The sequence below is a fragment of the Paenibacillus turpanensis genome, from assembly GCF_011421635.1.
Taxonomy (GTDB): domain Bacteria; phylum Bacillota; class Bacilli; order Paenibacillales; family YIM-B00363; genus Paenibacillus_AK; species Paenibacillus_AK turpanensis.
The window spans coordinates 121,126-141,312 of record NZ_WTLI01000012.1 but is presented as its reverse complement, the minus strand read 5'-3'; the positions used below and the strand labels follow the sequence as shown (position 1 = coordinate 141,312).

Genomic DNA, 20,187 nt, shown 5'->3' with positions numbered 1-20,187 from the left:
GATGAGAATCTGCATTGTCGCGGAAGGCTCCTACCCTTATATTACCGGCGGGGTATCCAGCTGGATCCATACGTTAATTACCCAAATGCCGGAACATGAATTTGTAATTTTCGCGATCGGCGCGCAGGAAAAGCAGCGCGGAAAATTTAAGTATACGCTCCCTTCCAATGTCGTTGAGGTAAAGGAAACGTTTCTGGACGCCTACCTGCAGGAAAACGGTTCTCCGGGAATCCGGTTCCGGTTAAGCGAGGAGCAGCAAAATGCGTTCCGGTCTCTGCTAGGCGGTAAATCCAACGTGCACTGGGATAAAATCTTTCAGCTGCTTCGTTCCGATAAATTCCGAACGGCCGCCGATTTCCTGATGAGCAAGGACTATTTCGACATCTTAACGGATTTGACGGAAACGAACTATTCCCACGTCCCTTTTACCGAAATGTTTTGGACCGTTCGTTCGATGATTTTGCCGCTCTTAATGATTATCCGTACCGAAATCCCGCAGGCCGACCTTTATCACAGCGTATCTACGGGTTACGCCGGAGTCATTGCCGCTCACGCGAAATATTTGTACAACAAGCCATTCCTTTTGACAGAGCATGGCATCTACTCCCGGGAGAGAGAAGAAGAAATTATTAAAGCGGAATGGGTCAAAGGGTATTATAAGGATCTTTGGATTGAGTACTTTTACCGGCTTTCCGAATGTGCTTACGATTACGCAGACCAGGTCATTACGTTATTTAACCGAAACAAGGAAATCGAAATTGAACTCGGCTGCCCGCCTGAGAAAATCGACATCATCCCGAATGGGGTAAGCGTGGACGATTATCGGGAAATCTCCGAGGCTCCTGCAAAAAGCGAGGATGCCAAGCTGCAAATTGGCGCGATTGTACGTGTAGTGCCGATTAAGGATATCAAAACGATGATCCAAAGCTTTGCCTTGGTAAAACACGAGGTTCCCGAGGCGGAGCTGTATATTATGGGCCCTACGGGCGAAGACGAAGAATACTACCAAGAATGCACACAGCTGGTCGAAACCCTGCAGGTACGAGACGTTATTTTTACCGGAGAGGTAAAAATCAAAGAATATTTGGCCCGGATGGATATGATTTTGCTGTCCAGCGTCAGCGAAGGGATGCCGCTTGCCGTCCTGGAGGCGATGGCCTGCGCCAAGCCGTGTATTACGACCGACGTCGGAAGCTGCCGCGAGCTTCTTTACGGAAATGACGACGGCATCGGGCCCGCGGGCATGACCGTGCCTGTCATGCATTACGATCAAATGGCAGCCGCGATTGTGAGTCTTGCCAAAAACCGCAGGCAGCGGGAAGACATGGGCCGCAACGCCCTGCAGCGCGCCCGCCAGTGGTATACCCGCGAGAAGTTTATCGAGAGCTATCGAAGCCTATATGCATCGTACCAGGAGGTGAACTAATGGCCGGCGTCGGATTTGAACTGAAGAAGCTGTTCCGGGAGCAAGGACTCCTAAGCCTTGTGAAAGCCTACGCCTTTTCCTCCATTACGACCGTCGGGCCCATGATCCTCTGTGTACTCATGATGCTCACGATGCAGTGGATGATGCAGATCTCCGACACACCTTTTTTGCAGCGGGAGCTATTCTTGGCCACTACGGTCTACTGCTTCATCTTCTCCGTGCTGCTGACCGGCGGACTGTCCATGCTGCTCAACCGGTTTCTCGCGGACATGCTGTTTCTCAAAAAATATGAGCATCTGCTCTCTTCACTGTATGGAGCCATAGCGGTTGCACTTCCGGTCGGCTCTATAGGGGCGTGGTTATTTTTACGTGATCTCCCCGCCTCCTTCGGTTATAAAGTAACCGCATATATTTTTTTCTCGGAGCTGACAATCCTTTGGGTTCAATCGGTATATTTATCCGCTCTGAAGGATTACACACGGATTGTTCGCGGGTTCTTCATCGGGGTATCTATCGCTCTGATCGGGGCATGGTTTATGATTCAATACACCGACATGGAGGAGGTAACGGCGGCACTAGCGATGATCGATCTTGGCTTTTTTGTCGTGCTGCTGTTGAGCGCCCGTTATTTTGAAACGGTCTTTCCGTCCAGAGACAGCCGGATTTCGTTTCAATTTTTATCGTATTTCAAAAAATACCCTGCGTTATTTTTCATCGGCACGTTTTTCTACTCCGGCGTATACATTCACAGTTTTGTGTATTGGATGGGAAGCGAAGGGATTCGTGTTGCAGATAAATTTGCGATCTCACCGTTTTATGATACGCCGGTGTTCTACGCTTATTTAACCGTCATTCCGACATTAGTAACTTTTGTCGTATCGGTGGAAACGTCGTTCTATGAGAAGTACCGGGATTATTACTCCCTGATAAACAATGGAGGCACCTGGATCGATATCGCGACGGCTCGAAAAGCGATGCAGCGTTCCCTTGTTCATGAGGTGAGCTACATGATGGAGGTGCAGCTGCTGTTTACGGTTCTCTCTATCGCCCTTGGATTCAAGCTTCTTCCGATCCTCGGGTTTTCCATGCAGCAACTCGATACCTTTACGATTTTGGTGCTCGGCTATTATTTGTTTATTATCGCATTCGTGCTGATGCTTATTATGCTTTACTTCGACGATCGGAAGGGGGTTCTTGCGATTAGCGGCCTGTTCGTGCTTTTGAATGCAGCGTTCAGCTATTGGACGATGGAGATCGGCTTCCACGGGTTAGGCATGTTTATCGCCTCGTTCCTCGTGCTAGTCGCCTCTCTAACACGTCTGTTTATTTACATTAATAAGATTGACTATTACACCTTCTGCAACCAGCCGATTGCCATGAAACCAAGAAAGCCGCTCTGGGAACGCTGGAAGATCTGGAAGTATGGGAAGCGCACCGCAACACTGACGCTGACCCTGTTGATTTCCACAAGTCTTATGCTCACCGGCTGCACAGCTGATTCGGCCAGCGAAGCTCCTTCAGCCGGACAAGATACAGTGAAGGCCGACTCGATTGTCGTTCAAACACCGGCGAACGGCCTAGTTGAAGATAAAAGACTATACGAGCGGGATGATGATAGCTCGGTTATTCCTTTATATATAACTATCTTCCCTGACCAGCCGGAACAGGGCAAGCCGCTCACTTGGTATGAGCTTAACCGGATCTCCAGCCGGATGGAAGAAGGCAATTTAAAGGCGCTGGTGCAAGAAGGCGGCTCTGACGGCTCCGGCCCTGCCTCGGGTTCATTCGGCTACGGAACCACGGAAGCCAACGCGAAGATCAGCCTTCGCGGCAACACGGCACGCTATGCTTCGCAGCGCTCCTATAAGATCCGCTTGAACAATCAGGCAGGTCTGTGGAGGGACCAGCGTGTGCTGAACCTAAACAAGCATCCGTATGACCCGAGCCGGCTTCGCAACAAGCTGAGCTTCGATATTATGGAGACTCTGCCGAATATGGCGAGTCTGCGGACACAGTTTGTCCACCTGTACGTGAAGGATTTGTCCTCCGGAGGAGGCAACAATGCGCCTTATGAAGATTACGGCTTGTACACGCATATCGAAAACCCGAATGAAATGTTCTTGAAAAATCATTGGCTCGATCCGAACGGACAGCTGTATAAAGCGATCATGTTTGAATTTTTCACTTATCCGGAATCGATCAAGCTTGCTTCCGACCCGGAATACAGTAAAGTGAAATTCGAGGAGCGCCTGGAAATCCAGGGCAGTGACGATCACAGCAAGCTGATTGCGATGCTTAACGATGTCAACAATATGGCCATGCCTATTGAAGAAGTGTTTGAAAAGCATTTTGACTTGGACAATTATTTAACCTGGCTGGCTGTTAATATCTTAATGGACAACATGGACACCGACGCCCAAAACTATATCCTCTATTCGCCGCTCAATTCCGATAAATGGTACTTCCTTCCATGGGATTATGACGGTGGATGGGAGCTGCAGCGGGGGCTTCGTTCGATCAGCGATTATGCCAGCGGAATCAGCAACTATTGGGGCAATAAGCTTCATAACCGATTTTTCCGTAAAACGGAACATGTAGAGCTGCTCAAAAACAAAATCGACGAGCTGTACACGGTCATTAATAACCAGGCTGTCGAAAACCGATTAACCACGTTATACCGGCCAGTCGTTGAGCCGTTTCTGAATAAGACGCCGGATTTGAATTTCCTAACGATCCGTAAGGATCAGCTTCAGCAGGAATACGAAAAGATTGCGGGAGTCCCCTTCCGCTCGATTCAGCGGTTTAACGAAGACCTGGAGAAGCCAAAGCCTTTTTATTTGGATGACCTTAATTTGGAGCAGCAAGGAGCGGTTCAATTCACATGGGATCCTTCCTTCGATCTGCAGGGAGACGACTTAACGTACCAGTGGGTCCTGGCCTACGACCCAGCCTTTACGAGAATCGTTAAGCAAGCAGAGTTGAAGGAAACGCGGATGACGATTTCCGATCTGCCAAAGGGAACGTATTATTGGAAGGTCATCGCGAAGGATTCCAAGCAAAATACGCAAATCTCGTTTGATATGTTTGAGGATACGGAAGGAACACCTTATTACGGGGTTCGGGAAGTGAGGGTGGAATGAAATTCTTAGGCCGAAAATTAAGGCATGAGCAAAAATACTACATCCATCCGCACGAGTATATTACGCTTCGTCAGCAGCTTTCGCTGCTGCTCCGGCTGGACGGAAATTCGCAGAACCGGGAAGGATACGGGATTCGCAGCCTCTATTTTGACGGGCCGCATGATCATGCCCTTTACGATAAAACGAACGGTATTTTTTCAAGGGAAAAATACCGGATTCGAATCTACAACGGGAGCGACCGAGTCATTAAGCTGGAGCGGAAAAGCAAATACGGCGATTACGTAAGCAAAGAAGCCGCTTCCTTAACCCGCGAAACGTACGATCGCCTGCTGCAAGGCGACAGCGGCTGCCTGAAGGAAGCGGGCATCCCGCTCCTTCAGGACTTCTATCGCGCCCTGCAGCGCGGCTATCGCCCGGCAGCGATTGTCGATTACGTACGGGAGGCTTACGTGTACGAGCCTGGCGATGTCCGAATTACGTTCGATAAAAAGCTTTCGGCGGGTGTTAATACGTTTGATCTCTTTGATCCGGCTTTAGTGCTCATCGAAGCTTTGGATCAGCCCCGGATGATTCTAGAGATTAAATTCAACGAATTTTTGCCGGATGTAATCCGGAAGTTAGCACTTCCCACCGCAGCTAACCGTTCCGCGATATCTAAATATGTGATTTGCCGCGAAGTCTGCATTCGTCATTTTAAAGCTTAAACTATTGGAGGAGGAATCAAGGATATGAGCGATACGCTTAGATTTCAAGACATGTTCAAAAAAAGCATCCTCAATCTGGAAGCGTTTCGCAGCGTCTCTTATGTGGACTTGTTTTTCGCTCTAATCGCTTCGTTTGCGATCGGCATGTTTATCTTTTATATTTACCGCCATACGTTTCGCGGTGTCGTATACAGCTACAATTACAATGTGACCTTCGTTCTAATGACCATCATTACTTCAATGATCATCATGACAATCAGTACTAACATCGTACTTTCCTTAGGCATGGTTGGAGCGTTAAGTATTGTGCGCTTCCGAACTGCCGTGAAGGACCCTCTTGATATCATTCATATGTTTTGGGCGGTAGCAGCCGGCATTGCAACCGGCGCCAAGCTGTATCCCGTAGCCCTCATCGGCTCCCTCGCCATCGGGTTAACCCTGCTTTGGCTTTCCCGAAAAAAGGTGCGCGAGCAGCCGTATTTGCTGATCATCCGCCACACGGAGGAAGCGTTGATCCCGGTAAAAACGAGCTTAAATAAGCTCAAGTACACGTTGAAATCGAAAACAGTACGTAAAAACTATACCGAGCTCACCTTGGAAATGCGCCTCCGAGACGACAACACCGCTTTTGTAACGGAGCTGTCGCAAATCGAAGGCGTCGAGGATGTTTCCTTGATTAATTACACAGGGGATTATGCACAGTAAACGGGGAATCGATGAGATGAGGCCTCAGGGCAAGCGCTGCGTGTTACGGTAAAGCAATCTGGATCGTACGGGTATGCTGCTCCCAAACGACAGCGGCCCCGAGCGCCTCACCGGCCAAACGAAGCGGTATGTAGGTTACTCCTTCACTCAAGTACGGCGCTTGCCGTAAGGCTGTGCTCTCGCCATCTATTTCCGCTTCCAGGCTGTCGATCGTCAAGCGTACGCTTCTTCCCTGCTTTTCCGCTTCTACTGTGCGGGTTGCAGCATCCCATTCCACCTTGGCCCCCAATGCCTCGAATAACGCCCGCATAGGGACAAACGTTGAGCCATCCTGAATCTGCGCCTTCTGTGGAAAAAAGCGCTCTCTGCCATCAACCATGATGCGGGGAGCGTTATTTTGTTCCCGTATACCAAGGATACCGAACGAACTGGAAGCGCACACCGAGTCACCCGACGGCGCTGCCTTACACAGCGCCTTAACACCTTTCTGCCGCCACTCCAGGATGTAACGCTCTCTTCCCTCCGCATTCAGGGAATACCAATAGCCCTGTTCATCCTGAAAATAGGTATTGCCCAGCTCGTCCGACTGCAGCGTTGCCTTGTCGATGCGTTTGGGCTCAGGCAGCCGGTACGTCCACAACAATTCGCTGCCGCCGCTGCTGCTTAAGCTCACTGCTGAATCCTCCGCAAGCAGGCGCTGCTTTAAGCTTCCCTCGTAGGCCGTACCATTGGAGCGATCCACAGCAGAAATTCGGTCCCCTGAAGGCAGCACGGCATGCCACATTCCCTCCGAACGGTAGTAAGCCGTACTGTCGGATGAAAAATAAAGCTGCGTCGGGTCTTCCACATGCAGCTGCCATGCCGCCTCGAACCGATCCGCCCCCTTCAGCTCGGCCGCAATCGGCCCGCCATCGGCACTGCCTTCTATCGCGTAGAAATATAGACTCTCGGAGGGCAGCATTGCCCCAACGGACGGACCCGCAGAAGCCGCGCCGACCAGCAGCATAGCCGCAGCAGGAGCAATGCTGAACCAACGGACGATTTTCTTCATTATATCAACCTCTATCAGACATATTTCGACATTTTTCGTATAATTTTAAAGTACCATATTTACCCCCGTTCAGCCAGCGTTTGCACAAAAAAATGCCCCCAATCTTTTACGATTAGGGGCCAACCATTTACTTCACGGTAATCCGATAATAATAATCTTCCGTCATCATCTTGATAATCTCTTCCCGCTCCGTCTCTACATCGTATGGCAGCCGGAATTTATCTGCATGAATAAAGCCGCTATACGTCCCCGCCTTCGCATTGAGGAGCTCCGTTTCGGAGCTTAACACTGTACGATCCTTATTCACTACCTCCATGACTATAACTGGACGACGTTCTTGATCCTCAGTAATGGTGTAGGCAATATCCAAATTAATGCCGCCCAAATAACTGTCTTTGGTCAACGAACTAGTCAGATCATAATTCGGCTCCATGGAATGAACTTGCACCGCATCATTCTTGATCAGAGGGTAATCCTCCTCCGGCACTGAGAAATGAATCGCGCTGTTCTCGCCATCCCACTTGACCTCATAGCCCAGCGCCTCACTCACCAGCCGCAGCGGCACATAAGATTTATCGTTATATACGATTGGCGTATCCGTAGAAGTATCCAAGACCCTTCCGTTGAGGACCAGCTTAAAATGCGGTGCCAGCAGCGCTGTAATTTGCGAGCTAGCCGCTGCCCAGACCGTTGTTGGAACCAATAAACAAACGATAAGACCGAACAATAAGATCATGCGCTTTTTCATGTAAACTACCTCCCGTGTCAGTAATAAGCAACATTTTCTATTGTTAATGATTACCTCATGGAATAAAAGGTACGTTCATCCTAAAATTACAGGAACATCCTCCTAATCGCATCGACACGACTCTTAGCCCTTTTCGACTAGCTTGAGCCTCCAGACCACGCTTTGAAAATCACCTTTTAGTACGGGTACATTCAGCCCCGCATACAGCAGCGCATCGCCGCTGTATACCTCTTCGGCCCCGTCAGCCTCCTTGACGCTATACGCGTATTCCGCATGTAGGCCTTTCAGCCGCAGCGATGTAAACGGCGGATTCGGCTGCGCAAGCACCCGAAAATACGCGACCATCGCTTCGCTTTGATCGTCGGAAACAAACATCCACGCGGTCTCATTGCCTTCAAACGGGCTCAGCAGCCTGTAGAAGGTGCCGAACTGAACCAGCCCCCTCACTTCTTTATAAAACGCAACCTGGGCTCGCACCAGCTTCTCCTCTTCCTCGGTGAACGCAGCAGGATCGAGCTCGAAGCCGAAATTGCCGGACAGCGCTACGCTGCCGCGCATCGTTAACGAGGTGCTGCGGTGCACCTGGTGGTTCGGCACCGCCGACACATGCGCGCCCATCGTGCTGATCGGGTATACCAGGCTTGTGCCGTATTGGATTTTCAAACGGCTGACCGCATCGGTGTTATCGCTGGTCCACGTTTGCGGCATGTAATACAGCATTCCGGGGTCAAACCGCCCTCCTCCGCCGGAGCAGCTTTCGAACAAAATATGCGGAAAGCGGCTCGTCATTTGCTCCAGCACCCGGTACAGTCCCAGCATATAACGATGCGCGGTTTCACGCTGACGCTCCGGAGGGAGCGCCGCCGAACCGATTTCCGTCATATGGCGGTTCATATCCCATTTGACATAGGTAATCGGCGCACTCGATAAAATATCGGATACCATCTGCACGACTGCATCTCCTACCTCCGGGCGCGAAAAATCGAGCACAAGCTGGTTGCGGCCCGTTGACCGTTCCCTCCCCGGGACATGCAGGCACCAATCCGGATGCTTGCGGTACAGCTCGCTGTCCGGCGATACCATCTCCGGCTCAAACCACAGCCCGAACTGCATTCCGCTCGCCGTAACCCGATTCACTACATCCGCTAAGCCGTTCGGCAGCTTCTTCCGGTCAACGAACCAATCGCCGAGCGAAGAGCGGTCATGATCCCGCCGGCCAAACCAACCGTCATCCAATACAAACAGCTCGATGCCGAGCTCCTCCCCCTTCCGGGCGATTTGCACGATTTTCTCGGCGTTAAAATGAAAATACGTCGCTTCCCAGTTGTTAATCAGCACCGGCCGGGGCTGATCCCGAAACACGCCGCGGCACAGCCGGGTTCGATACAGCCTGTGATAAATCCTCGACATCCCGCCCAGCCCTTGGGAGCTAAACACCATCACGCTCTCCGGCGCTTGGAATGCTTCACCGGGCAGAAGCAGCCATGAAAAGTCAAACGGATTAATTCCAAGCGAAACCCGTGCTGAGCAGTATTGATCCACCTCGACCTGTGCAAGAAAATTTCCGCTGTATACGAGACTTAGCCCGTACACCTCCCCGTTGTCCTCATCCGCACCCTTACGCAGCAGAGCGATAAACGGATTATGCTGATGGCTGCTCGCTCCCCTGCGACTTTCCACTGCTTGCAGCCCTTGAACGAGTGGCCGGCGAATTACATTCCGTTCATTGGCCCAAGAGCCGGACAGCTGCAGCAGCTCGAACTGAGCGTCGGCGAAGTCGACGCTCATACTTAGCGCCCGCAGAAGCCTTACCTGCTGCGGCCCCTCATTAATAAAGCGTACGGAGCGCGTAATCGCATCGAGCTCCTCGAACACCGTATACGTGAGGATCAGCTTCACATGAAGCAGCTGATCCACCAGCGTAAGCTCCAGCGTCGACGCTTCCCCGTCGCTTTCCACATAAGTCGCCGGCAGCTCATCGAGCTTCGGCTTTCCTTGGACGATCCGATGTGAAGTATAGATAAACTTCGTGATCGTCGATCCGTTTTCCGCTTGGAGCTCATACGCGGGCACGCGGAAATCCGTTGTCCCGTATGCCGGATATTCTTGCGGAAGCGTGTCCAGCGAAAATTCGTTTCCCTCTCCAGCCGGGTTCGGCGAGAAGGCCCGGTCCCCGAAGCGAATCGGGCGCGGAAAGCGACACGTATTTTCGGCAAGCCGCCGCCCCCAATACAGATGAGTGACAAACCCTTTTATGATCTGGAGCATGTAGCTCGTCTGTTTGGATTGAAGATGAAACCGCTGCGCGTTCTCGTCAAAATAAATGGCCATCAACGTTCCCCCTAATCGGCATTTACTCCACTTCAAGCCCTCATCATTCTCATTGGCCTGCTGCAGCCGTTCTCTTCAGTCGTAAAACCTGCGTCCAATGAACCGTTATGCGGATCAAGCAGTATATGAAAATAAGCAAAGTGCTATCCCAAACAATATGGAAGCCGAACAAATGCTTAATTAAATCATTTTCTCCCTCTGCTACGACAGTAATGCCGAACGATGCCAAGGCAATTAAGCCAAGCACAAAAAACCAACCCATTACATATTTCGTGCTCCGTTCCTTCGAGGTAAAGAATATCAGCGCCAGCAAAATACTGTAGAGAATAAAATAAACCATTATACCAGCAAACCGGTCCGGTAGAAGCATCGGCTTTAATCGAGACCAAGCCGTAAACAGCTCGCTTTTGGACTGCTCGGGCATGAGACTCGCTCTCGTGTAGTTGCCGATAGCCGGTTCGCGTACCACATTCGCCTGAACGGCCGCCGCATCCAGCTTTTGCAGCAGACGCTGCGGATGCAGCACGTAATAGTGAACAATCTTCATATGGCTGATCCGGTCGTATACGTCTGCACGGAACTTGTCCGAACGGATATCGACATTTTTATCCATATAGTAAGTTGTTCCGGCTAGAGCGCGATAAGAAGGATCAATATCGAAAAAAGCCATATCCTTGTCCGGATGCGGGGAATCCTTGAGTATCCCGTAAAAAAAGCTGTCGTACGTAGTAACATCGTTCAGCCCCTTCGGGTGACTGATATAAAGCAGCAGCGAGCCGGCGAGCAGTGAAACACTTAGGAAAACAACGAGACCCTTTTTCCAGGATGGCCTTGTGCGAAATAAAAACGTGGCGAAAAACAAACCGATCAGCACGCCGGCAAAGCAGTTCTGCACCTTTGCAAACATAAACAGAAATGCCGCCAGCGTAAATAAGACCATGCTGATCGGGCTAGGATTGTTTTGCCGCAGACAGTACAGGCTCGCCGCCAGCAGAAAGAAGTAACTAATATAGAGCGAGGCTTCACTATATAAGGAGTTGAGAAATGTAATATACGCCGTATCGGAGAAAAGCAGGATGATTAGACAGGCATAGCCGATCCGCTGCGGAATGCTCTCCGTTTTCGCAGCAAGCAGAAGCAGCAGGATCGCTGCGGTTAACAGCACAGCATGAATCATACCGAGCGCCGGTACATAGAAATAGCTTTCCGAAATGAATAGCTTATTTAACACGGAAGCTATTTTCAGAAAAACAAGCTGCGTAGAAAGGTAGGTTTCCTTTTCCTCTCCCCAATACGCTTTGTTGTGCTCATAGGGGTACGATTGAAGAAAATATCCGAAAAACTTATGCTGATCCGCCACATGGGACGGGTAGGAAAGGTGAATTTCAGCCATCAGCCTTCCGAAATCCCCATTGTCCGCCATCCCAAGCGAACGGACAAACAAAGTATAGAGAACGATGGTCGCAAACAAACAAACGGCAATGAGTTCAATCTGGTTTCGTTTCAGTCTCGTCATCATAACCTCCCAAACCTACATCTATTTCTCTTACTATTTTTACAGCATCATCCATATTATACTTTATTAACGAGATTAATTCCTCCTTTCACCTCCACATCCCTTTTTATCCAGTTATAAAAGTTTGTAAACAAGGAACTTTAAATACGGTATAGGGGTATGCGAAAGCGCCTTAAACGAAGATAATCCACACAATAAAAATGACCCTCACTCGCCACAGGGGAGTCAAGGGTCTTGTTCATAAAAAAAAGCGATGGATCGGCTCCATCGCTTTCTTTCAATTGCGTACAAATTAGAAAATAGGTGATAATAACTAATCAAATAATTTGGTTGTTACGGTTCGTAATGTCCGAGTCGATTAACCCAAGCGTCTCTGAAGTCGACGTATGAAGATCTTGGACCAAATCCGGGTTTTTCATTAAGGAAATGCCATACGAAGGAATCATTTCTTTAATTTTCGGCTCCCACGCTTTAATGTGCTGCGGGAAGCATCTGTTGATTACCTCAAGCATAACGGATACGGCCGTCGAAGCACCCGGAGAAGCACCAAGCAAAGCAGCGATCGAGCCATCCGCTGCACTAATAACCTCCGTACCAAATTGCAGCGTTCCTTTACCGGCCGCAGTATCTTTAATAATCTGTACACGCTGGCCAGCGACCAGAAGATCCCAGTCCTCACTTTTCGCGTTCGGAACAAATTGCCGCAGTTCTTCCATGCGCTGTTCTTTTGATAACATCACTTGCTTAATCAAGTACGTTGTCAACGACATGTTCTTCACGCCTGCCGCCAGCATCGTAATTAGATTGTGCGGCTTTACGGACGTGATCAAATCAAACATGGAGCCGAATTTCAAGAATTTCGGTGTGAAGCCGGCAAACGGTCCGAACAGCAGCGATTGCTTGTTATCGATGAAGCGTGTATCAAGATGCGGAACGGACATAGGCGGAGCGCCAACTGATGCCTTGCCGTATACTTTGGCATGATGCTGCGCCACAACCTCCGGGTTTTGACACACCATGAACAGCCCGCTTACCGGAAATCCTCCGATTCCTTTGCCTTCGGAGATACCGGACTTTTGCAAGAGATGCAAGCTTCCGCCGCCGCCGCCGATAAACACAAATTTTGCGGTATGGCGTTCAACGGTTCCGCTATCGACGTTTCGAATCTTCAAATCCCACAAACCGTCGCTCGTACGTTTAATATCGTCAACGTTACGGTTGAACTGGATATCAACATTCTTTGTCTTTAAGTGGTTAAACAATAAACGGGTTAACGACCCGAAATTGACATCCGTACCCGATTCGATTCTTGTCGCCGCGATCGGTTTATCGAATGTCCGGTCCTTCATCATTAGCGGGATCCATTCCTTCAGTGTTTCGGGGTTATCGGAAAATTCCATCCCTTGAAACAGAGGATTTTTGGACATCGCTTCAAAGCGTTTTCTTAAAAATGTTACATCCTGTTCCCCTTGCACAAAACTCATGTGAGGCACCGGCATGATAAAATCCTGCGGATTTCGGATCAGTTTGCTTTTGACAAGATAAGACCAAAACTGCTTCGAAACCTGATACTCTTCATTCACTTTGATCGCTTTGCTAATATCTATAGAACCGTCCGACTTCTCAACAGTGTAGTTAAGCTCGCACAGTGAAGCATGCCCCGTCCCGGCGTTATTCCATTCGTTAGAGCTTTCTTCTCCAGCAGTGGCGCGTCTCTCAAACACTTTGATTTCCCAGTCCGGTACTAATTCTTTCAGCAGTGACCCCAAAGTTGCGCTCATGATTCCGGCACCAATTAAGATAACGTCTGTTTTCGTTTGTCTAATGCTCATTTTTACCGTCCTTATACCTTACGTTTTCAATTTAACCTTATCATAGTGTATCACTATTATTAATAGATTAAAATATTTATTTACTACTTTATGTTATTTATAAGGTATTAAAAAGCTGGTAAAACATGAAGCGTTTCGGATAAGAAAAGCCTTGATTTACCCAGCAAAAAGAAAACCCTTGATTCGCCAACCTTTCAGGGCGAGCATCAAGGGTACCTTACCGAATCCTAACTATACGAACGCATTGCCTTCCACAGCTCTTTCCAGGACGGACGCTTCCCGTACATCAACACGCCGGCGCGGTAAATTTTCGCTGCCAGCCAGCCCAGCAAAATAATCGAAACAATCAAGATCCCAATAGACAAAGCAATTTCCCATGCAGCTGGGCTGCTCATCCCGATTCTTTCAAACATAAGCAGTGGAGAGAAAAACGGCACAAAGGATAAAATCACCACAAACGGTGCCGTCGGCTTGTTAAGCCCTATCATGGCAATGACAAAGGCAGCTACAATCAGCATTGTCACCGGCATAATAGCCTGGCCAACCTCTTCGGTTCTGCTTACTAAGGAGCCTACAGCGGCAAAAATCGTCGCGTAGATCAAGTAGCCTAACACATAGAAAACGACGAAGGCCACCAGCAAGAATGGCTCCAAGCCACCTTCCCCAAACCGCAGCATGCTCAGTAAATCGCTGTTGCCGCTCACGTACACATTAGCGATCGCAAAGCCGACAAAGAGCAGCACCTGCAGCAGTCCGACAAGACAGACGCCGATAATCTTTCCGAACATTTGCTTCACCGGCGAAACCGTAGAAATGAGAACCTCCATTACACGCGAGTTTTTCTCCGCGGTAATTTCGGTCGCAACAATATTTCCATAACCAATGACGCCTACGTAAAGCAAGAACAACAGCACATACACAAGGATAAAGGCCATCTCCAGCTGAGACTCCGATTTACCCTCACCCCCGGTTTCGGCGATTTGCACCGTATCGATTCGATAAGGGGCAAACAGCTGTCCAAGCTGCCCCTCCGACAAACCCAGCTTTTCCGCAACAAGCTGCTGCTGTACGGATTGGAAGGTTTGTACAAGCGCCTCCCGGACTGCATTATCCTGTGAATCCTTTGATTTGTATACGATACCCGGCAGTACTTCCTCCGGCGCAGCCTTCTCGAACACGACATAACCGTCAATTTTCTTTTCGAGCATCTGATCCGCGGCAGCCTTCTCATTGGCTTCCAAGCTCCCTTGAGAGGGCAGCAGGGTCAGCTCCAGCTTTTTCCCGGGAAGCTGCTTGCCCTGTTCGACGAGCCGCTGCAGCGTCTGGGGAGAAACGGACTCCGTCGCTACGATTCCGACCCTGTGAGGAACATCGCCGCTAAACTTTTGAATCATTGTCGGCAAATGAGAAAATAGCACGATAAGGAGTGCAAATATAATCGACGAAATCCAGAATGATTTTGTCTTCACCCGCTGATAAAAGGTAAACCAAATGACCGTACCCATACTATTCATGGTTCTGCCCCCCCACCGCTTTAATAAAGATTTCGTTGAGTGTAGGCTCCAGCAATTCAAATTTCGTTATCGAGCTCATCTTCATCGCCGTCGCAAGCACCTCTTGTGCAGCCTGCTCACTCTGAATACGAAGCTCATACCCGTTTAGATGCTTTTTCACCTCAAGCACGCCCGGAACCTGCTCCAAGCCGTTTACATCCGTTTCTGTCACCAGCTTAACCCGCTCCCTCGGATAGGAACGCTTAATTTCTTTCAAGCTGCCCTTGAGTACCATGCGAGACCGATGCAGGATGCAAATATTTTCGCACAGCTCCTCAACATGATCCATCCGATGGCTGGAAAACAGCATCGTTTTCCCCTGCTCCCGCAGCTCCTTGACCGTTTCTTTCAACAGCTCTACGTTCACCGGGTCCAGGCCGCTGAAGGTTTCGTCCATAATAATAATGTCGGGGTTATGAATGACAGCTGCAATAAATTGAATCTTCTGCTGATTCCCCTTGGAAAGCTCCTCTACCTTCTTCCCATAATAATCGGGAACCTGAAAGCGCTCGAGCCATTCCTTTAGGGCTTGATCCGCTGCTTTAACGGACATCCCTCTCAGCTTTGCCAAATATAACAGCTGATCCTTGACCGTAATCTTTGGATATAAGCCCCGCTCCTCCGGCAAATACCCCATGGTACGCCGCAGCTCCTCACGATACGGCTTCCCCATCCAACGGATCTCTCCCTCGTCAGGTGCAATTAATCCGAGCGACATCCGCATGGTAGTTGTTTTGCCTGCCCCATTGGCGCCGAGCAAACCGAAAATTTCCCCTTTACCGACTGTAAAATGTACCTGATCCACTGCTGTTTTCTCTCCGAAGCGTTTACTGACGTTGTTCACCTCAAGTACGCTCATCGTTTACACATCCCTTCTTTCGTTCCATGAGATACCATAAAATTTGATCCAGCTCCGCAGCCTGCGTACGAGTAATCGTATATCCGGCTCCGTGAAGCGCCGCTTCCGTCTCTGTAAAGCTGCTCGTTAGGCAAAACGCACCGCTCCCCTGCTCCTCCGCATTCACCACACCCGGCAGCCTAGCCAATGCGGCGGAATCAACCGGTCCGCTGACCCAGATTGACTTCCAGCCGTCCAGAAGCTCATCCTTTTCCAGCATCCCAATAATTTTTCCATTATTTATTAACGTGACATAATCGCCATGGTTTCTAACTTCTTCCATAATATGTGTAGCCATGACAACCGTCCGGTTCATTCCGCCTTCCATAAAGCGCGTAATTTCCCGCATCATTTTTCGCCACGAAAAGGGATCCAGTCCTGAAGACGGCTCGTCGAGCAGCAGCAAATCGGGCAGCTGAGCCAATGCATGAGCGAAAGCCAGCTTGCGTTTGGTCCCTTTGGACATTTGCTTTACTTTTAACTGCAGATCTACATCGAGCTCTTCACACAAATGAAGAAAATAAGCGTGATCCCAATTGGGATACCACGGCGAAACCATAGCAGCATACTGCTCCCCCGTTTCATGCTCGTTCGGATAATCGAATTCCTCCGGAACATAGCCAATACGCTGCTTTAGCTCTACTTCATCCGCATCCATGCGTTTACCCAGCAGCTGAACATTACCGCCATCCGGACGCGTTAGCCCCATCAGCATTCGAAATAATGTACTTTTCCCCGCTCCGTTTGGTCCGACAACGGTAACAATGTACCCTTCCGGCACATGCCAATCACTCGGCCCCCATTGAAAACGCCCGGTCTTTTTCACCAACCCGCTCATACTTATTGCTTCCATATTTCCAGCCTCCTTATTCCCCATCATCCAGCGTATACACTTTTTTCAATGCTTCCTCAAACCAATCTCTCATTTCTTGAATGCCGCTTTGCAGGCTTCTACCCGTTTCAATCGCTTCGACTAAAGCTGCGATCACAGCATCACGGCGGTATCGTTCCCGGTTCGTATCGCCAACCTTAGCGACGAACGTTCCGGTTCCCTGACGGGTAAGCAGAATGCCTTCGTTTTCTAAATCCTGATAGACTCTGCGAATCGTAATGACGCTGCAGCCTGCCCCTTGTGCAAACTCTCGAATCGAGGGGAGCATCGTCCCTTCTTTTAATTCGCCGCTTAAGATAAGTGCCCTCAGCTGTTCTTCGATTTGCAGATACATGGGCGCCGAGCTGTCTGCCGATACCTGAATCGGAATCTTCATCTCTTCGTCACCTGCTTTCTATCGGCACTGTTCATGCGCTTAAATCTCTATTTTTCACGATGGTAATCGTTTTTTTATAAGCAGCTGCAGCGCAAGCTAATGCAAGGATCACTAGTCCACTACCCATGATCGTTCCCGGAACCGAACGCCCGAAGAACAAGGTTTCTATCACAAATGATTTCTTAAACCCGAAAATCATCACAATATCAGTAATAAAAACCGGGACATAGAGAAGACTACCGAAGATTGCGTACTTTTTTCCAGACATGCTGAGCTCTAGCATTAAGTAAATCATCCCAAAAAAAATACTGTAGCTCATCCAAAATATGGTGAACAATATGAAGTCCGTTGCATAAACCGGTGTTTCGGAAAAGAAAGCCACTATAACTCCAAATGGCAGCAGAAAGCAGGCAGCGCATAAAACCGTAGAGATTAAGATTTGCAGCACCCTGCTCTGTACGATGTGCTTCGGATCAATCGGAAGCCTTCTTATAAACTGCAGCTGCTTCGTAAAGATGTCGGTTCTCCAATAAGAAGAGAAATGATCTTTGTAAAAGGCTGCTCCAAGCACCGAGACAAAGCATAAAAAGGTAAAATCCATAATCACGGAGGACGAATGCTTTCTCCAGCCGCTATTTCCATCTTCCAGGGATAAAAATTCAAGGGCATTCTGCGTGCTAAACAATCCATAGATCAGTAGAAATACCATAACCCCTAAAGCAAGCAATCCTCCTGCTTTCAAATCCTTCTTTGTTAACCGCCAAACCGATTCCCAATGCATAACTATCATCCTCCTGATGAATTGTACAACCCATATTTTCTTACTATGATCTCTGTGATTACTCTGTATATTATATATACACAGTATATAAACAGTTTGATTCACTGTCAATGCATTTTTTACATAAAAAAAGGAAGAACCCGCTTTCCAAGTTCTCCCCCATAAAAATCAATCTTGTATTTAGTTTTCGTTTGACTTTAACAGCCCTTGCTCATACGCATACCGGGCAAGCTGCACCCTGTTTTCCAAATGCAGCTTTTGCAATATGTTTTTCAAGTGGTTTTTAACCGTATTCTCCGTAATGTATAATGCCTGCGCCGTTTCTTTGTTGGATAAGCCTTCTGCTACATGCTGCAGGATCTCCATCTCTCTTTCCGTAAGAGCTGTTTCCGGCACAGCTCTGGAATTCCGGCGAGCTTTTCCTGTAAACTCCGCCAGCAGCTTCATCGCAAGCTCTGTCGACATCGGAGTATCATCTACCGCAACGGCCCGAAGGTAGTCAAGCCATGATTCGGAATGGACGCTTTTCACTAAATAACCCTGCGCACCCCGCTTAATTGCTTCAAATAAGTCGGCCACATCATCCGACACCGTCATAATTACAATTTTCATCGCCGGGTAGCGCTCTTTTAAGTGCTTCGTCGCTTCAAGGCCGCTCATGCCCGGCATCTGAATATCCATCAGCATCAAATCAGGCAGATGCTTCTCCGCCAGCTCCAGCGCATCGTAGCCGCTTCGTCCTTCAGCAACAAGCTCAAAGGCCGGCTCTGCGGATATAATATCACTTACGGCTTCCCGCGCATGCTGGTGGTCATCAATCACAACCATTCTACAAGCCGATCTCATCATTCATCCCCTTTTCGCTGCAAATTCTACGACGGTTCTTACCGGGTCTTCCGAACGGTAAAACTGAAAGCTCCAGCCCAGCTCCTCGGAGCGCTCCTTCATAATTTGCAAGCCATAGGTCGGGTGCTTCGCCAATTGAGCATCCCAAGGCTTCGCGCCGGAGCCATCATCCGAAATACGGCAAACCCAGCCTTTCCCATCCGGATTCATCTCAATCCATACCTGCTTCGCATCCGAATGCTTTTGCACATTGATAAGCGCTTCACGAATGGAAGAATACAGCTCCACCTTTTCCTTATCCGAAAGCAGCTGCTGATCCACTTCCCATGAAAAATGTACCTTTACGCTTGTCTCCTCTTGATAGTCGTAAATGAGACGAATCAAGGAATCAAACCATGGTTTTGTGTCTGGCTGCGGCTTTTGCTTTAGGCTTGCGATGGCTTGGCGTACATATTCATTGGTCTGATGAACGGTTTTTTTCAATTCCGCAATCGTTTCAGCCTGCTTTTCCCGTTCGCCTTCATGCAGCTGCCGCTCAAGCTTATTCGTCTTTACCGAAAGCAAAAACAGCGACTGAGCAACCCCGTCATGCAGCTCCCTTGCCATTCTCTCGCGTTCCATCAGGCTCACTTTTAATGATCTTTCTTCCTGCAGCTGCTCCTGAATATCCTCCCACAACGAAAACAGCTTCAACACCAGCGTTAGTGTAACTGCCAGCACGATAACCGGAGCCAATAAATTACCGGTCTCCATCGAAATGTACGGCAGCAGCGCAGGGGTATGCCGTACATATTCCCAAACCCCGATCGTCACCGTCGGAATGATCAGGATTAACCATTTAATCGTATTCGGCTTCATCGTAACAAACCTCCGATCACAGAAAAAAGTCTCCGCACGAAAAGCGCACGGAGACAAGGTTGTGAGTTTTAGAAGTGGAAAATGGCATCAAACAACGATTGCACTTCATCGCTCGGGTAAATGATATACAGCAATAAATAAACGGTAACGCCTGTAATCGCCGTTGCAAACCACATCACAGAAGTAGGTCTGGCAATCCGCTTATGCTTCGCCCAACGCTTGTTAAAGGCGTGACTCAGCGTAATCAGCCCGAAAACCCCCGAAGTCGTGGCAAGCAAAATATGAAAAACAAGAAACACAAAGTATACGATCCGCAGCTCGTCCGGTCCCCCAAAAGGCTTGCTTCCGAAGAACAAGGTACGGATTAAATACAGAATGAAAAATGCAAGGGCGAAAAAAGCTCCCCACAGCATCGTTCGTTGATGTGCTTCTCGTTTTCCCGCGATAATTTGCCGCCAGCCAATCGCGACGAAAATCGCGCTAATTACGATTAAAGACGTCGTCATAAACGGATAAAACGTATGCATCGT

Annotated in this window: 17 protein-coding genes; 4 read left to right on the top strand and 13 right to left on the bottom strand. The window is 49.0% G+C overall.

Features of this window, described 5'->3' with window-relative positions; translation table 11 throughout:
* Nucleotide 1 precedes the first annotated feature (1 nt).
* Genes pelF through GQS10_RS12995 form a run of 4 tightly spaced genes read left to right on the top strand, consistent with a single transcriptional unit; the run spans nt 2 to nt 5,975 of the window.
* The gene (gene pelF / locus GQS10_RS13010) at nt 2–1,426 is read left to right on the top strand and encodes a GT4 family glycosyltransferase PelF (RefSeq protein WP_166242810.1); all 1,425 of its coding nucleotides are present in this window, start codon (nt 2–4) and stop codon (nt 1,424–1,426) included.
* Nucleotides 1,426–4,566 (top strand): exopolysaccharide Pel transporter PelG, encoded by a 3,141-nt coding sequence (gene pelG, locus GQS10_RS13005; RefSeq protein ID WP_166242808.1) that lies wholly within the window; start codon nt 1,426–1,428, stop codon nt 4,564–4,566. The genes pelF and pelG overlap by 1 nt, the downstream gene beginning before the upstream one ends.
* Nucleotides 4,563–5,270: a polyphosphate polymerase domain-containing protein gene (locus GQS10_RS13000; protein WP_166242806.1), complete on the top strand. Its 708-nt coding sequence runs from the start codon at nt 4,563–4,565 to the stop codon at nt 5,268–5,270. The genes pelG and GQS10_RS13000 overlap by 4 nt, the downstream gene beginning before the upstream one ends.
* Nucleotides 5,271–5,294: 24 nt before the next feature.
* A complete protein-coding gene (locus GQS10_RS12995) occupies nt 5,295–5,975 on the top strand; it encodes a DUF4956 domain-containing protein (protein WP_166242804.1) in 681 nt (226 codons plus the stop codon).
* 43 nt (nt 5,976–6,018) lie between these two features.
* Here the strand turns inward: GQS10_RS12995 and GQS10_RS12990 are convergent, their stop codons facing one another.
* The 13 genes from GQS10_RS12990 to GQS10_RS12930 form a co-directional block, all read right to left on the bottom strand.
* Complete coding sequence (locus tag GQS10_RS12990) at nt 6,019–7,026, bottom strand: copper amine oxidase N-terminal domain-containing protein (RefSeq protein WP_166242802.1); 1,008 nt, start codon at nt 7,024–7,026, stop codon at nt 6,019–6,021.
* Nucleotides 7,027–7,153: 127 nt separating this feature from the next.
* Nucleotides 7,154–7,774, bottom strand: a complete 621-nt coding sequence (locus GQS10_RS12985; protein ID WP_166242800.1) for a stalk domain-containing protein — start codon at nt 7,772–7,774, stop codon at nt 7,154–7,156.
* A gap of 123 nt (nt 7,775–7,897) precedes the next feature.
* On the bottom strand, nt 7,898–10,105 hold the full coding sequence (locus GQS10_RS12980) for an alpha-galactosidase (RefSeq protein ID WP_166242798.1): 2,208 nt from the start codon (nt 10,103–10,105) through the stop codon (nt 7,898–7,900).
* Nucleotides 10,106–10,154: 49 nt separating this feature from the next.
* On the bottom strand, nt 10,155–11,621 hold the full coding sequence (wsfD, locus tag GQS10_RS12975; protein WP_166242796.1) for a glycan biosynthesis hexose transferase WsfD: 1,467 nt from the start codon (nt 11,619–11,621) through the stop codon (nt 10,155–10,157).
* Between the two features lie 317 nt (nt 11,622–11,938).
* Nucleotides 11,939–13,453, bottom strand: a complete 1,515-nt coding sequence (locus GQS10_RS12970) for a malate:quinone oxidoreductase (RefSeq protein WP_166242794.1) — start codon at nt 13,451–13,453, stop codon at nt 11,939–11,941.
* 227 nt (nt 13,454–13,680) lie between these two features.
* Nucleotides 13,681–14,967 (bottom strand): ABC transporter permease, encoded by a 1,287-nt coding sequence (locus tag GQS10_RS12965; RefSeq protein ID WP_166242792.1) that lies wholly within the window; start codon nt 14,965–14,967, stop codon nt 13,681–13,683.
* Entirely contained in the window at nt 14,960–15,865 is a 906-nt protein-coding gene (locus GQS10_RS12960) for an ABC transporter ATP-binding protein (RefSeq protein WP_166242790.1), read from the bottom strand. The genes GQS10_RS12965 and GQS10_RS12960 overlap by 8 nt, the downstream gene beginning before the upstream one ends.
* On the bottom strand, nt 15,852–16,757 hold the full coding sequence (locus GQS10_RS12955; protein WP_166242788.1) for an ATP-binding cassette domain-containing protein: 906 nt from the start codon (nt 16,755–16,757) through the stop codon (nt 15,852–15,854). The genes GQS10_RS12960 and GQS10_RS12955 overlap by 14 nt, the downstream gene beginning before the upstream one ends.
* A 13-nt stretch (nt 16,758–16,770) precedes the next feature.
* Nucleotides 16,771–17,172: a GntR family transcriptional regulator gene (locus tag GQS10_RS12950; RefSeq protein WP_166242786.1), complete on the bottom strand. Its 402-nt coding sequence runs from the start codon at nt 17,170–17,172 to the stop codon at nt 16,771–16,773.
* Nucleotides 17,173–17,203: 31 nt separating this feature from the next.
* Entirely contained in the window at nt 17,204–17,953 is a 750-nt protein-coding gene (locus GQS10_RS12945; RefSeq protein WP_166242784.1) for a hypothetical protein, read from the bottom strand.
* A 180-nt stretch (nt 17,954–18,133) separates the two neighbouring features.
* Nucleotides 18,134–18,802 carry a response regulator gene (locus GQS10_RS12940; protein ID WP_424991788.1) on the bottom strand — a complete coding sequence of 223 codons (669 nt, stop codon included), beginning with the start codon at nt 18,800–18,802 and terminating at the stop codon, nt 18,134–18,136.
* On the bottom strand, nt 18,803–19,657 hold the full coding sequence (locus GQS10_RS12935; RefSeq protein ID WP_166242780.1) for a sensor histidine kinase: 855 nt from the start codon (nt 19,655–19,657) through the stop codon (nt 18,803–18,805).
* 68 nt (nt 19,658–19,725) lie between these two features.
* A complete protein-coding gene (locus tag GQS10_RS12930) occupies nt 19,726–20,184 on the bottom strand; it encodes a DUF420 domain-containing protein (RefSeq protein WP_166242778.1) in 459 nt (152 codons plus the stop codon).
* Between the last annotated feature and the right edge of the window lie 3 nt (nt 20,185–20,187).

Excerpts from the sequence above, each read along its gene's own strand:
- pelF (WP_166242810.1), top strand. The coding sequence starts at position 2 with ATGAGAATCTGCATTGTCGCGGAAGGCTCCTACCCTTATATTACCGGC.
- pelG (WP_166242808.1), top strand. The coding sequence starts at position 1,426 with ATGGCCGGCGTCGGATTTGAACTGAAGAAGCTGTTCCGGGAGCAAGGA.
- GQS10_RS13000 (WP_166242806.1), top strand. The coding sequence starts at position 4,563 with ATGAAATTCTTAGGCCGAAAATTAAGGCATGAGCAAAAATACTACATC.
- GQS10_RS12995 (WP_166242804.1), top strand. The coding sequence starts at position 5,295 with ATGAGCGATACGCTTAGATTTCAAGACATGTTCAAAAAAAGCATCCTC.
- GQS10_RS12990 (WP_166242802.1), bottom strand. The coding sequence starts at position 7,026 with ATGAAGAAAATCGTCCGTTGGTTCAGCATTGCTCCTGCTGCGGCTATG.
- GQS10_RS12985 (WP_166242800.1), bottom strand. The coding sequence starts at position 7,774 with ATGAAAAAGCGCATGATCTTATTGTTCGGTCTTATCGTTTGTTTATTG.
- GQS10_RS12980 (WP_166242798.1), bottom strand. The coding sequence starts at position 10,105 with ATGGCCATTTATTTTGACGAGAACGCGCAGCGGTTTCATCTTCAATCC.
- wsfD (WP_166242796.1), bottom strand. The coding sequence starts at position 11,621 with ATGACGAGACTGAAACGAAACCAGATTGAACTCATTGCCGTTTGTTTG.
- GQS10_RS12970 (WP_166242794.1), bottom strand. The coding sequence starts at position 13,453 with ATGAGCATTAGACAAACGAAAACAGACGTTATCTTAATTGGTGCCGGA.
- GQS10_RS12965 (WP_166242792.1), bottom strand. The coding sequence starts at position 14,967 with ATGAATAGTATGGGTACGGTCATTTGGTTTACCTTTTATCAGCGGGTG.
- GQS10_RS12960 (WP_166242790.1), bottom strand. The coding sequence starts at position 15,865 with ATGAGCGTACTTGAGGTGAACAACGTCAGTAAACGCTTCGGAGAGAAA.
- GQS10_RS12955 (WP_166242788.1), bottom strand. The coding sequence starts at position 16,757 with ATGGAAGCAATAAGTATGAGCGGGTTGGTGAAAAAGACCGGGCGTTTT.
- GQS10_RS12950 (WP_166242786.1), bottom strand. The coding sequence starts at position 17,172 with ATGAAGATTCCGATTCAGGTATCGGCAGACAGCTCGGCGCCCATGTAT.
- GQS10_RS12945 (WP_166242784.1), bottom strand. The coding sequence starts at position 17,953 with ATGCATTGGGAATCGGTTTGGCGGTTAACAAAGAAGGATTTGAAAGCA.
- GQS10_RS12940 (WP_424991788.1), bottom strand. The coding sequence starts at position 18,802 with ATGATGAGATCGGCTTGTAGAATGGTTGTGATTGATGACCACCAGCAT.
- GQS10_RS12935 (WP_166242780.1), bottom strand. The coding sequence starts at position 19,657 with ATGAAGCCGAATACGATTAAATGGTTAATCCTGATCATTCCGACGGTG.
- GQS10_RS12930 (WP_166242778.1), bottom strand. The coding sequence starts at position 20,184 with ATGCATACGTTTTATCCGTTTATGACGACGTCTTTAATCGTAATTAGC.